This is a genomic window from Campylobacter sp. JH23, from assembly GCF_017846595.1.
Classification (GTDB): domain Bacteria; phylum Campylobacterota; class Campylobacteria; order Campylobacterales; family Campylobacteraceae; genus Campylobacter_D; species Campylobacter_D coli.
Genome location: NZ_JAEQBP010000006.1, coordinates 26,321 through 39,801 on the forward strand (window position 1 = coordinate 26,321; position 13,481 = coordinate 39,801).

Consider the following 13,481-nt stretch of genomic DNA (forward strand, 5'->3'; position numbering starts at 1 on the left):
GGAATAAAAATTTTGAATTTTATTTCTCTAAAAAACTCATTATTTTCAAAAATAAATGTTAAAATAACGCAAAAAAAGGAGTTTTAATGCAAACAAATCCGAATATGTTTTTAAATAGAGAACTTTCTTGGCTACGCTTTAACTCACGGGTATTAGATCAATGTTCGCGTCCGTTGCCTTTATTAGAACGCCTTAAATTTGTAGCTATATATTGTACCAATTTGGATGAATTTTATATGATACGCGTTGCCGGATTAAAACAACTTTTTTCAGCTGGAGTTAATATAAGCAGTAGTGATGAGATGTCTCCTTTGCAGCAATTAAAAGCTATACGCAAATATCTTCACAAAGAAAAAGATCTTTTAGAGCATTATTTTAATGAAATTATAAGCGATCTTGAAAAAGAAAATCTTTTTATCAAAAATTATGAAAATTTAGACAACAACCTCAAACAAAAATGTGACGAATATTTTTTCTCTACTATTTTTCCTGTTATTGTTCCAATCGCTGTGGATGCGACTCACCCTTTTCCGCACCTAAATAATCTTTCATTTTCTTTGGCGGTTAAAATTTGTGATAAAACCCATCCTGAGCTTATCAAATTTGGAATGATTCGAATTCCAAGAGTTTTACCTCGTTTTTATGAAGTGAGTGCCAATGTTTATGTTCCAATTGAAAGTATAGTAGAAAAACATACAGAAGAAATTTTTCCAGGTTACAAACTCCTTGCTTCAGCTGCTTTTAGGGTAACTAGAAATGCAGATATGGTGATAGAAGAGGAAGAAGCTGATGATTTTATGATGATATTAGAGCAAGGCTTAAAACTTCGTAGAAAAGGTGCTTTTGTAAGACTACAAATTCAAAAGGGTGCAGATGAACAAATCGTAGAATTTCTTAATACTCATATGAAAATTTTCCACAAGGATGTTTATGAGTATTCTATCTTGTTAAATCTTCCTAGCCTTTGGCAAATTGCTGGCAATAAAACCTTTACTCATCTTTTAAGTCCCCTTTATACACCTAAAACCTTACCGCCTTTTGATGAAAATTTATCCATTTTTGATGCGATAGATAAAGAAGATATACTCATCATTCAACCTTTTGAAAGCTTTGATCCTGTTTATAAGTTCATCAAAGAAGCAAGCAAAGATCCTGAGGTTATTTCTATAAGAATGACTCTTTATAGAGTAGAAAAAAACTCTAACATAGTCCAAGCCTTAATCGATGCAGCAAGCGATGGGATACAAGTTACAGTTATGGTAGAGCTTAAAGCTCGCTTTGATGAAGAAAACAACCTTCACTGGGCAAAAGCTTTAGAAAATGCTGGAGCTCATGTGATTTATGGAATCACTGGCTTTAAAGTTCATGCCAAAGTTTCTCAAGTTATACGCAAAAAAGGCGATAAGCTTAAATTTTATATGCATTTAAGCACGGGAAACTACAATGCAAGCAGTGCTAAAATCTACACTGATGTGAGTTATTTTACAAGCAAAGTTGAATTTGCAAGAGATACAACAAGCTTTTTTCATATACTTTCAGGTTTTAGCAAAAATCGTCGCCTTCAAACTCTCTCTATGAGTCCAAATCAAATCAAAGAAAAAATTCTAGAAATGATAGCTTTAGAGGCAAGCAAAGGAAGCGAAGGAGTTATCATTGCAAAGATGAATTCTCTTGTAGATAGCGATATTATAAAAGCTCTTTATGGAGCTAGTATAAAAGGAACTCAAATCGATCTTATCGTGCGTGGAATTTGCTGCTTGAAACCTAATGAAGAATTCAGCAAAAACATACGCGTTAGAAGTATTATAGGAAAATATTTAGAACATGCTAGAGTGTTTTATTTTAAACACAGCGAGCCAAATTATTTTATATCAAGTGCGGATTGGATGCCAAGAAATTTAGAGCGTCGTTTAGAACTTATGACTCCTATATATGATGAAAGAAGCAAGGCAAAATTAGCACAATTCTTACGCTTGCAACTCAGCGATAATTTACTTGCTTATGAACTTCAAAATGATGGAGAATATGCAAAAGTTGCTAGCAATGAAAAAGTGATTGACTCACAACAAATTTTAGAAGAATATGTCAGTAAAATCTATAAAACTCTTAAAAAGGATGCAGATCAAAGTCGTGCAACGCACTTAGCTTCTAAACTTTTCAAAGAAAACTAAAAGTTTTTAAGGTTTTTACTCTAAAGACTTATTTACTTGTTTATTATAAAAAAGGACTTTAAAATAAAGCCCTAGGAGATTTCCCATAGAAATAAACAATCATTTCTAAACTATAAAAAGATTTAGAAATGATTTTTAAGATTAAAATTTATACTTAAGTCCTACTTGACCACTTAAGTAAGTTTCATTTTTATTATCTACTTTACCTGCTAGTATTTGTTTAGCACCAAAGCCAAGATTCATACTGAGTTGATTTGTAAAATCTACATTACCCCCTACGATAATTTGTCCGTATGTTTTTTTCTTGTTGTTAGCTTCAATACTAGTAAAGAAAGTATTATTTACAGCTAGGTTAGCTGTGTAATCATCACTACTATTGATAACAAATTGTTCTATTTTTGGAGTTACAAAAATATAAGAGTTTTCATTCATATATTTTCTAAATTCAGCACCCACTTCAACACTTACAGAATTGTTTTTCATAGAATCAATATCTTTAGCAATAGCACCATTTTCTGTATGAGATGGAGTATAACTAAAATAATAATTTACTCCCGCAAAAGGTTTGATAAATAAAGTATTATCACTAAAGTCAAACACACGACCTGCATTAGCACTAAGTCCTAAGAATTTGCTTGTATAATCTGAGTTATATGCACCATCTATTTGAACATTGTCTTGTTTAGTTGGAGAAACTTGAGCATAAGCTTTAAGATTAAGTTCCCATTGTGGAGCTACATTGATAGTAGAATACATACCTAATTGGAAGTTATCACTTTTTTGTTCTAAATTATTGTCTTTGATTTTAGCGTTTGCATAAGTAAAATAAGCACCCCATAAAACATCATCATTAGCTTGTTTATCTACTCCCACGGTAGCACCATACATTGCACCACTATCTCCATCGATAATATTAGCACCACCAAAAGCATTAGCCCAAACACTATTAGTATATTCATTTACATAGCTTGGTCTCATATCACTATCTAAGGCAGCAAATTTAAGACCATTCATTTTAGAAGCATAAGTTCCAAAAGGATTGTTTAGCATTGCTACACGAGAACCTATAGAAACATCATTAGAAATATTCATAGTGGTATTCACTGCACTAGAAGCTGAATTGAGATTAGATACAGATTTACCTGTATTGTCTGTGTCTTTTTTGATATCTAAAGCTAGTTTTACACCTTCTCTACTTGCTAAATCTGCTCCTATACTTCCTAATTGTTCTGTAATAGAACGAAGTGCTAGGATAGAAGCTTTATCATTAGCACTAAGATTTAAATTTGAATTTTTATTTACTAAATCAATGTATTTTTCATCATCGATTTTACCACCGTTTTTCTCAGCTTCTTGTTTGAGTTGTTCAAGTTCAGTTTTTTGTTTTTCAAGGGCTTCTTTGGCTTTTGTCCATTCTTCATCTTGACTAGAATCAAATTCATTTTCAAGCAATTTATTGATAGTATCTATATCTACTTGAAGTTGAACTAGCTTATCTTTAGCTGCTGCAGTAGCACCTCCATTAACTACCAAGCATTTATTGCCACCGCAGTTTTGAACGCTAAGTTTATAATCTACTAAACCTCCGCTATATTTGTCATCAGTGATATCCAGTGCAGTTCCTGCTTCCAAAGGATCTTTGCCTTGAACACTGGTTGAGATATAATCACTTGCGAATTTTAAAAGTAATGCACCTGCGTTATTATTTGCTTTTAAAATATCTTCATTGAAATCTTTAGCTTGAACCATTACTACATTATTTGCTTCTAAGTCTGTATAAGAGCGCTTCATAAGTCCAAAATTTGAATTTTTAAGATTTGCAGTTCCATTTACCTTAACAAAATTTCCATAAGTAGCAAAAAGGGTTTTATCGGCAGTAAAATTTCCATTTATAGTTAAGCTACCATTAGCACTTTTTCCTTCAACTGCTCCATTATAAAGAATTATACCTGAACCTTTTTTTTCATCCTCGGTAATGGCTTCACCTCCTGAGCTAGTCATAGTTAAATCTCCATTAATCACCGAAGGTGCAAAAGCTTGTAAAACTATATCTGTTGTTTTAACCTCTTTAGCAGTAGCGTTTAGATTTGTTACATAAGCAGGTTCTTGATTGTTATTATGCGTAAAGCTTAAAGTATTGTTTTTACCGATATCAATGTTAAATCGATAATCAGCACTATCATAGCCATCGCTTGGTAAATCCCCAATGCCCATTTTGATACTTAAATCTTGCCCTTTGTACTGATCAGGATTTTTAAGATTGATATCCTTACCATTTTCTTCAAAATATTTTCCTATATCTGAAGACCCTGCAAGATTGATTTCTTGTGCAAAAGCACCTGAATAAAGCAAAGTTGCTACACCTAAGCTTAGCAATATCTTGCTCGAAGCATTTTTCTTCATAAGTTTCTCCTTCAATAAATTTAAACTGAAGGAATAATTATACCCCCCCCCTAAAAATAAGCTTAAAAATAAAACTATAAATTTTTAATGAAAAATTATAAAACTTAATATATCAAAGTTTTAAGGGTAATAAATCGATCTTAACTTCATATAAAAAATTCTAAAAATTTGAAATAAACTTATGATTTACTTAAAATTAGCGTGATGGTGGAAGCGAGGGGAATCGAACCCCTGTCCAAAAATAATCCCACAAAGACCTCTACATGCTTAGAAAAGATGACTACTTCACCCTACTTCGCTCATCTTCCAAAACTCAAAAGCAAGGCTAAGACCTTATTTCACCTCAACGCTTGTCAAACGCAAGGCTACACTATCAAAAATGACCGAAAATTAAGCTAGATAGTATGACTTAAATTTCAGGCTCAACTGAACTTACGCAGCTTTAGCGTAAGCAGGAGCGAATTTAACGTTATTTGCGTTTAATTTTATTTGGGCTTTTTACGCTTTGCCCAAAGCGACATGCCATCTAAGCAGACTTACTCCTGTCGAAGCCAAGTCGCTCCCTTATTTAGAAATAATATTTGGAACATTAACAATTAAAGGATTAAAAACCGCTAAAACAGAATCATCATTTTCATATGAACGACAATATTTTTCAAATTGATCACTCATCAAAAGCATCCAATCCGTAAATTCATCACTAGCAGGCCCATCAAAACGATTGGCTTGCGCCATCATCTCTTCACAAAATACACAAAAATCAGTCACTTCTTCAAGATTTAAGCGTCTTGCTGCCCAAGCGGTATTGTGTGCTAAAGTTTCAAGCTCTTTTATGGCTTCTTTATAACGCACGCTATCGCTTCCAAGCTTGATGATTAAAGGTTCAAACCTATCGCACATGGTTCTAAAAAATTGTAAAAATTTTTCTATATCGTCAATTTCATAATCTAATTCTAATTTTGTTAAAATTCCCATTTTTAAACCATAATCATTAAAGTTTAATGTAAATTCTAGCAAATTTTAGCTAAAATCTTATTTTAATTTTCCAAAGTATAAGAATGAAAATATGGACAGAATAGTAGAAATAGAAAAATATTCTTTTGACGAAACTTATGAAACTTCTCTGCGTCCTTCAAATTTCGATGGCTACATAGGACAAGAAAACATTAAAAAAAATTTAAATGTTTTTATTAGCGCTGCAAAAAAAAGAAATGAATGCTTAGACCATATACTTTTTAGTGGGCCTGCAGGACTTGGCAAAACTACATTGGCTAATATTATTTCTTATGAGATGGGTGCAAATATCAAAACAACTGCGGCTCCTATGATAGAAAAAAGCGGGGATTTGGCTGCAATTTTAACCAATTTAAGCGAAGGAGATGTGCTTTTTATCGATGAAATTCATCGCTTAAGCCCTGCTATTGAAGAAGTACTTTACCCTGCAATGGAAGATTATAGGCTAGATATCATCATCGGTAGTGGCCCTGCAGCACAAACTATAAAAATCGATTTGCCTAAATTTACACTTATTGGCGCTACAACCCGTGCAGGAATGCTTAGCAATCCTTTAAGAGATCGTTTTGGAATGCAATTTAGACTTGAATTTTATAAAGATGAAGAGCTTGCTATCATACTTCAAAAAGCTGCACTAAAGCTCAATAAAAGCTGTGAAAATGAAGCTGCACTTGAGATTGCCAAAAGAAGTCGCTCTACCCCTAGAATCGCACTTAGACTTTTAAAAAGAGTGAGAGATTTTGCAGATGTAAATGACGAAGAAACGATCACCAAAGAAAGGGCTAAAGAAGCATTAAATTCTTTAGGTGTCAATGAGCTTGGTTTTGATGCGATGGATTTAAGATATCTAGAGCTTTTAACAGAGGCTAAAAGAAAGCCTATAGGACTTTCTAGTATAGCGGCAGCTTTGAGTGAAGATGAAAATACTATTGAAGATGTAATCGAACCTTATTTGCTTGCAAATGGCTACATAGAACGCACTGCCAAAGGTCGTATAGCAAGTACAAAAAGTTTTAGTGTACTTAAGCTTAATTACGAACAAACTTTATTTGATGAAAATTGAAGGAAAAAAATGCAAACTGGAAAAATTTTTCTTATCTGTTTTATTTTAGTGGTTTTATCCCTTTTACTTTATCTTTTTAAGGGTTTTTTACTTGTTATTATCATTGCAAGTTTAATGGCAGTTGCTACCTCAAATGCAAATGCTAAATTTTTAAGCCTAACAAATGGGCGTAAATTTTTAGCCTCTATGCTAACAACTGCATGTATGGTTTTACTTTTCTTCGCTCCCTTTGTCTATGCGATGATCGAGCTAGCTAAGGCTTTAAAGAATTTTGATATCAATCTTGTCACACAAACGCTCAATTATGTTAAAAATTATCAATTTACCCTACCCGAAAGCCTTAGCTTTTTAGAACCTAAAATCAAAGAATTTCTAGCTTCTATAGACTTAAATAGCATTTCTAAACAAATTTTAAATTATGCTTCAAGTTTTACAAAATCAGGAGCTAAATTTCTTATAGATATGGTGTTAATCTGTATATTTTATTTTTTTGCTAATCTATATGGAACAGAATTAGTAATCTATATAAAATCTGTCATTCCTATCGACAAACAAGAACTTGATGATATTTTAAGCGAAGTGGGTAATGTTATGGCCGTGGTGCTTTATTCTATGATCATTATCGCCATACTTCAAGGAGCACTTTTTAGCATCATTGCTATGTTTTATGGATATGATGCCATCTTAATGGGTGTAATTTTTGCTGTAAGCTCTCTCATACCAGCTTTGGGTGGAGCTTTGGTGTATATCCCTATAAGTCTTTATGAATTTGCTTCAAGCGGTCTTGGTTCTGCACTTGTTATTTTTATTTATTCTGTTGTTGTTATCTCTTTTATCGCTGATACCCTAGTTAAGCCTTTAATCATTAAATGGATTAATGAAAAACTCGTAAAAACACCCGCTAAAATCAATGAACTTTTGATTTTCTTAGCCATGATAGCTGGAATTTCAACTTTTGGTTTTTGGGGTATTATTTTAGGACCTGCAATTTTAACTTTTTTTATTTCAACAATAAGACTTTATATGATTTTAAAAGATAAGAATTTAATTTAAAATAAAAAATGTTTCTCTCGCGTAAGAGAGAAACATCAAACTAGATTTAAGCTTTTGGTCCTATCATTTTAGCAGGATCAACGAATTTAGCAAAGTCTTCTTCGCTAACCAAACCTAACTCCATAGCACTTTCTTTTAAAGAAATACCTTTTTTATGTGCATTTTTAGCTACCTTAGCAGCATTTTCATATCCAATGTGTGGGTTTAATGCAGTCACTAGCATTAAAGAATTGTGTAGATTGTATTCTATTTTTTCACGATTTGGCTCTATGCCTACAGCACAATGAATATTAAATGAATGCATAGAATCAGCAAGTAAATCAAGACTTTGTAAGAAATTATAGATAATCACAGGTTTAAATACATTAAGTTCAAAATTTCCTTGACTTGCAGCAAAACCTATAGCCGCATCATTTCCCATCACTTGAACCGCAACCATAGTAATAGCTTCACATTGTGTAGGATTAACCTTACCTGGCATGATAGAACTTCCTGGTTCATTCTCAGGGATATTAAGTTCACCAAGTCCGCATCTAGGACCCGAAGCTAACCATCTGATATCATTTGCTATTTTCATTAAATTTGCAGCCAAGCCTTTCATAGCTCCATGAGTAAAATTAATAGCATCATGGCTTGTTAAAGCATGGAATTTATTTGGACTTGAAACAAATTTTGTACCTATAAGCTTACTAAGTTCTTCGCTCACTTTTTCACTGAGTTCTGGATGAGCATTAAGTCCTGTTCCCACCGCTGTTCCGCCTATTGCCAATTCTCTTAAGGTTGGTAAAGAAGCGATAATTTGCTCTTTTGAATGTAAAAGCATAGAAAGATAACCGCTGAATTCTTGCGCTAAAGTAAGCGGTGTAGCATCTTGTAAATGCGTGCGTCCTATTTTGATAATTCCTTCAAATTCTTTTACCTTTTTTTCAAAAGTAGCAATAAGCTCATCAAGTGCAGGAATAAGCTTTTTCTCCACTTGTTCTACTGCAACTATACTCATAGCAGTTGGGAAAGTATCATTAGAACTTTGAGACATATTTACATGATCATTTGGATGTACAAGTTTTTCTTTACGAAAATCTCCGCCCATGATTTCAGTTGCACGATTTGCAATCACTTCATTCATATTCATATTGCTTTGTGTGCCTGATCCTGTTTGCCAAATTGCAAGTGGGAAATTATCATCAAATTTACCTGCGATAATCTCATCGCAAGCTTGAACTATAGCGCTTTTTTTAGCATCATCTAGCTTGCCAAGTTTATTATTTACCAAAGCCAAGGACTTTTTAAGATTTGCAAAAGCATAGATTAGCACCTTTGGCATCTTTTCGCAACCAATTTTGAAATTTTCAAAACTTCTCTCTGTTTGAGCACCCCAATATTTGTCATTTGGAACTTTAATTTCGCCCATGGTATCATGTTCAATTCTATATTCCATTAGGTTTCCTTTCTAGAAAATTGTTATGCAATTATTTAAACAAAAATAAGCATAAAATTAGCTTATAATTTAAAATTTATTTATTTTTTTGGAATTTATGAGAGTTTATGTGCAGTTTTATAACTGCACGGGGTTTATTCAACGGTTACACTTTTTGCTAAATTTCTTGGCATATCTACATCATTGCCAAGTCTTATAGAAATTTCCATCGCTAGAAGTTGAGTGATCACCATCATTTCAAAAAATTCACACATATAATGATCTTGCTCGTTGGTTTTTATAAAATCATCACTTAAATCAAAATCCAAAGGAGAAACGCAAAGAACAGTAGAATCCCTAGCTATCAATTCCTCAACATTTGATTTGGTTTTTTCATAAAGTAGGGTTTTAGGCATTAAAGCTATAGTATAAAGCTTAGAATCAGCCAAAGCTATAGGTCCGTGCTTCATTTCTCCTGCAGGATAACCTTCAGCATGCAAATAAGAGAGTTCTTTTAATTTTAAAGCTCCCTCTAAAGCCAAAGGATAGAACACATCTCTACCTATAAAGAAAAATCCATGGCCGTCTAAGTAACGCTTAGATAAACGATGAATTTTTTCATGTAATTTAGCACTTACCGCAACGCAATTAGGAGTATGTAAAAGAGCTTTGATTTGGGCACTCATATCAATTTTTTTCTTTTGAGCAATAAAAATTGCCAACATCCAAAGTGTTAAAACTTGAGTTGCAAAAGCCTTGGTTGAAGCTACACCTTTTTCAATGCCTGCGCGCGTTAGAAGACTTAAGTGTGCCAAACGGACTATATTGGAATTATCCACATTACAAATAGCAAATGTTTTAGCTCCTTGCTCTTTTGCAATTTTTAAGGCTTCTAAAGTATCTGCGGTTTCTCCGCTTTGAGAAATTACGATAAATAAAGAATTAGGCTTAATAATGGCTTCTCTGTAGCGAAATTCACTAGCAATTTCTACCTTAGCCTTAACCCTAGCCAAACGCTCAAACAAATACGCGCTTGCCATAGCAGCATGATAGCTAGTTCCACAAGCACAAAGTGTGATTTCATCAACTGTACTTAAATCCTCATTTTCAAGCTCATCAAAAACCACCTCATCACCATTAATGCGCCCCATCAAAACCTCGCTCATTACGCGACTTTGCTCATAAATTTCTTTTTCCATAAAAAACCGAAAACCATCTTTTTTTGCATAAGCTTTATCGCCTGAAAGCTTGGTAAAGGAATTTTGTTTTAATTGATTATTTTCATAAATAACAAGTTCCTTTTCATTAGCATAGCCTAAGCTTAAATCCTCAAGATAAATTACCTCATCACAAAGCCCTATCAAAGGCGTATCAGCACTTGCAAAATAAAATTCATTATTTTGAGATTTTCCTACGATTAAAGGAGCGGCATTTTTAGCAAAAAATACACGAGTAGGATCTTTTTTACTCACTAAAAGTGTGGCAAAAGCACCTCTAAGTTCTTCTATTGTTTTTTTCCAAGCCTCGAAAACTTCCATTTTTTCTGCATAAAATTCAAAAAGTTGAACTATAACCTCTGTATCTGTTTGGCTTAGAAAACTCACTCCTTGGTCTTCAAGCTTGTTTTTAATCTCTTTATAATTTTCTATAATACCATTATGAATCACACAAGAATACTGACCCAAATGAGGATGTGCATTGATTTCATTAGGTTTTCCATGGGTTGCCCAGCGTGTATGACCTATAGCAAAACCAAATTCCTCACTTGTAAAATTTGCACATTTATTGGCCAAATTTTCAAGCTTACCTACAGCTTTGAAAAAATCAAGCTCTCCATTTTTCATCACTGCTAAACCCGCACTATCATAACCACGATATTCAAGCTCTTTAAGCCCACTTAAAATGGTATGTTTTTTTTCATTTTTTCCTATATAACCTACAATTCCACACATGATTTACTCACTTATTAAAGAAATTAACAATTTTTCTTCATTTTTCTCCAAATTTTCATTTTTTTGAAAAATAAAGGTATTACGCGTTCTTTGGCGTATGGTTTGAATTTTTGCTGCAGATAAAACCAAACCTAACTCGTTAAAAATATTCATCATATATGCCATCAAACCTTGTTGATCTTTAGTATTTAAACTAAGTTTTGCATAGATTTTAGAATAATTTAAATCCAATTTTAACTCATCTTTTTTAATGATTGGCTTTTTGATCTTTCTTGAAGAAAAACCACTTAAATTTGAATTTAAAAGCTCGCAAAGTTTGTTTTTTTGCTCATCTGTAATGATATTATCATACTCAAATCTTAAATAAATTTTATCATCAAATAACTCAAATAAATTCATAAAAACTAAATTTAAATTTGCTAAAGCGGTCAAAACAATTTCTATTTTAAAATCCTTAAAAGCAACGATTTGAAGACTTAAATTTGTACTATTGCTAAACCAAAATTTAAAATCATTTTCCTTTGCAAATCGTGCAATTTCAACAATATCTTCAAAAGTATTTTTGATGATAAAAAGATTGGATTTTATATGAGTGATCTTATCTTGTAAAATAGCATTTTGCTCCAAGAAAAGCTTTGTTCTTTTGAGTGTTAATTCTTTTTTTACACGCCTTGCGGTTTCATCAAGTAAATTTTCATCATCAAAACCTTGTTTAGCATTTTCTAAAATTCTATCTATAACCTTATAAAAAAATGGATTACGATTTAAAGCTTTTGCTTTAAGCCAAGTAAGAGTATGTAAAAGCTTTAAGGTTTTTAAATTTTCAACCTTAGAAAGCAAAGCACATATAATGATAGGATTATAAACGTCTTCTTTTTCGGCAAGCTCTTTTAAAGCATTGTGATTTTTAAAAATCCTAAGCCCAAGTTCAAAAACATCATTTTTTAGATTAAATTTAATACAATAAGCCCTATATATACTCGCTAAAGAAATTTCATTTTCATTGTTAATTGCGCTTAAAAGTATGACTAATTTTAAAATCATTTTCTCATCTGTATTTAAATTTTTCAAACTCTCAAGTTCATCTTCGTATTTTTCAAATTCTTTTAAAAGCAAAAATGCTTGCTCATCAAAACTATAATCCCCCTCCTCATCGCTTAAAAAACGCACCATACCAAAAGGCTTGCATAATTCTTTTAAAATTCCACTATCAAGTAAAAGTTTTAAAATACAAAAACTATGTCTTTTATAAAATATTTTTTCAAAAAGAGCTAAAGCTTTCTCTAAATCCTTTTTTTCATAACTTAAATTTTTAAGAGCAAAAACCAAATCTAAATCAAAAGCAATATCTTGATCTTTCAAACCCAACAAAAAAGTTAATGCTTCTGCTAAATTTTTAAATCGGTATTGTTTTTGTGCAATATTTTGTAATTCATTTTGAATTTTATAAGCTAAAAAATGGGTATAAAAACCTATAGTATGCATACTTTGCAAGGCTTTTTGCACTAAGATTTTTTCAGCATCTAAATTTTTCTTGCCCTTTCTATACATCAATTCTGCAATCTCGTGAATATTGCTAAATAAAAATTCGTCTTGATCTTTATTGCTTTGCAAATTTATAGCAGATTTTAAGGACAATAAAAAATCCGCCGCTAAGCGCAACTCGCTTACATTTTTTTCATCCATAAAATTTAAAGCATAATTTTTAGGGGAATTTTTAAAAAGAGTTAACAAGCTTTCTAAAGCTCGTAAGTGATCTAAGCCCCCAAAATCTTTTTTTATGTTGAATTCTTGCTTGATAAAAGGAAGGTTAAAATCTTTAAAATTAGCAAGTAAAATTTGAGCAAATTCATTTTTATTTGCATGGAGTATGCTGTCAAATTTTTCCTTGACTGATTTAAATAAAATTTTAGATCCACATATAAAGCGAGCACCTATTATGGTTGTTTTAAGCTCATTGCTAGCATTATAAAGTCCATTTAGTTCTAAAACCACATAATCAATTTGCAAATGCACATCATTTAATATCTCTATAAAAGCTTTAATCATAGGTTTTAAATGATAAGCTTTAATATCCTTATAAACAAAAATCAAAGAAACGCTTTCATTTGCACAAAGATTATTTTTTGCATATCCTTTGCTTGCCAAAACACAAAAGGGTATATTATCGCTTGTAGGCAAAAAATTTTCAAAACATTCCTTTAATACTATATCATAAGTTTTTTTTAAAAAATTATCCATATTTTTAGAATGATACAGACTAAATGATCCTTGTTTTAAAAAAAATTTTCTATAGTTTTGCGCATAGGTATTGAGATTTTTCTTAAAAAGTTCTAATTCTTTATTTAACAAATCTTTACTCTCTTTTAAAATTTCATTTATAAGATTTTAACAAAAATATCTTTTAT

Annotated in this window: 8 protein-coding genes and 1 other RNA gene; 3 read left to right on the forward strand and 6 right to left on the reverse strand. The window is 31.9% G+C overall.

Features of this window, described 5'->3' with window-relative positions; all coding sequences use genetic code 11:
• Positions 1–86 precede the first annotated feature (86 nt).
• Positions 87–2,171 carry an RNA degradosome polyphosphate kinase gene (locus tag KAR88_RS06765; RefSeq protein WP_192801247.1) on the forward strand — a complete coding sequence of 695 codons (2,085 nt, stop codon included), beginning with the start codon at positions 87–89 and terminating at the stop codon, positions 2,169–2,171.
• Between the two features lie 141 nt (positions 2,172–2,312).
• Here KAR88_RS06765 and KAR88_RS06770 read toward each other — a convergent pair whose 3' ends face one another.
• The 3 genes from KAR88_RS06770 to KAR88_RS06780 form a co-directional block, all read right to left on the reverse strand.
• On the reverse strand, positions 2,313–4,574 hold the full coding sequence (locus tag KAR88_RS06770; protein WP_192801248.1) for an autotransporter domain-containing protein: 2,262 nt from the start codon (positions 4,572–4,574) through the stop codon (positions 2,313–2,315).
• Positions 4,575–4,779: 205 nt separating this feature from the next.
• Positions 4,780–5,138: a transfer-messenger RNA gene (gene ssrA / locus KAR88_RS06775) on the reverse strand.
• On the reverse strand, positions 5,139–5,549 hold the full coding sequence (locus KAR88_RS06780) for a histidine phosphotransferase (protein WP_002822448.1): 411 nt from the start codon (positions 5,547–5,549) through the stop codon (positions 5,139–5,141).
• A 91-nt stretch (positions 5,550–5,640) separates the two neighbouring features.
• On the opposite strand from KAR88_RS06780, the gene ruvB reads away from it, so the two are divergent.
• Both ruvB and KAR88_RS06790 read left to right on the forward strand, forming a co-directional pair.
• Complete coding sequence (gene ruvB / locus KAR88_RS06785; RefSeq protein WP_002777794.1) at positions 5,641–6,651, forward strand: Holliday junction branch migration DNA helicase RuvB; 1,011 nt, start codon at positions 5,641–5,643, stop codon at positions 6,649–6,651.
• A gap of 9 nt (positions 6,652–6,660) precedes the next feature.
• Positions 6,661–7,704: an AI-2E family transporter gene (locus KAR88_RS06790; RefSeq protein ID WP_002777797.1), complete on the forward strand. Its 1,044-nt coding sequence runs from the start codon at positions 6,661–6,663 to the stop codon at positions 7,702–7,704.
• Between the two features lie 46 nt (positions 7,705–7,750).
• Here KAR88_RS06790 and fumC read toward each other — a convergent pair whose 3' ends face one another.
• The 3 genes from fumC to KAR88_RS06805 form a co-directional block, all read right to left on the reverse strand.
• Positions 7,751–9,142 (reverse strand): class II fumarate hydratase, encoded by a 1,392-nt coding sequence (fumC, locus tag KAR88_RS06795; RefSeq protein WP_002777799.1) that lies wholly within the window; start codon positions 9,140–9,142, stop codon positions 7,751–7,753.
• Between the two features lie 134 nt (positions 9,143–9,276).
• A complete protein-coding gene (gene glmS, locus KAR88_RS06800; protein WP_002777801.1) occupies positions 9,277–11,073 on the reverse strand; it encodes a glutamine--fructose-6-phosphate transaminase (isomerizing) in 1,797 nt (598 codons plus the stop codon).
• Between the two features lie 3 nt (positions 11,074–11,076).
• Positions 11,077–13,425 carry a nucleotidyltransferase gene (locus KAR88_RS06805; protein WP_002792138.1) on the reverse strand — a complete coding sequence of 783 codons (2,349 nt, stop codon included), beginning with the start codon at positions 13,423–13,425 and terminating at the stop codon, positions 11,077–11,079.
• Positions 13,426–13,481: the final 56 nt, after the last annotated feature.

Coding starts and splice junctions, on each gene's coding strand:
- KAR88_RS06765 (WP_192801247.1), top strand. CDS start 87: ATGCAAACAAATCCGAATATGTTTTTAAATAGAGAACTTTCTTGGCTA.
- KAR88_RS06770 (WP_192801248.1), bottom strand. CDS start 4,574: ATGAAGAAAAATGCTTCGAGCAAGATATTGCTAAGCTTAGGTGTAGCA.
- KAR88_RS06780 (WP_002822448.1), bottom strand. CDS start 5,549: ATGGGAATTTTAACAAAATTAGAATTAGATTATGAAATTGACGATATA.
- ruvB (WP_002777794.1), top strand. CDS start 5,641: ATGGACAGAATAGTAGAAATAGAAAAATATTCTTTTGACGAAACTTAT.
- KAR88_RS06790 (WP_002777797.1), top strand. CDS start 6,661: ATGCAAACTGGAAAAATTTTTCTTATCTGTTTTATTTTAGTGGTTTTA.
- fumC (WP_002777799.1), bottom strand. CDS start 9,142: ATGGAATATAGAATTGAACATGATACCATGGGCGAAATTAAAGTTCCA.
- glmS (WP_002777801.1), bottom strand. CDS start 11,073: ATGTGTGGAATTGTAGGTTATATAGGAAAAAATGAAAAAAAACATACC.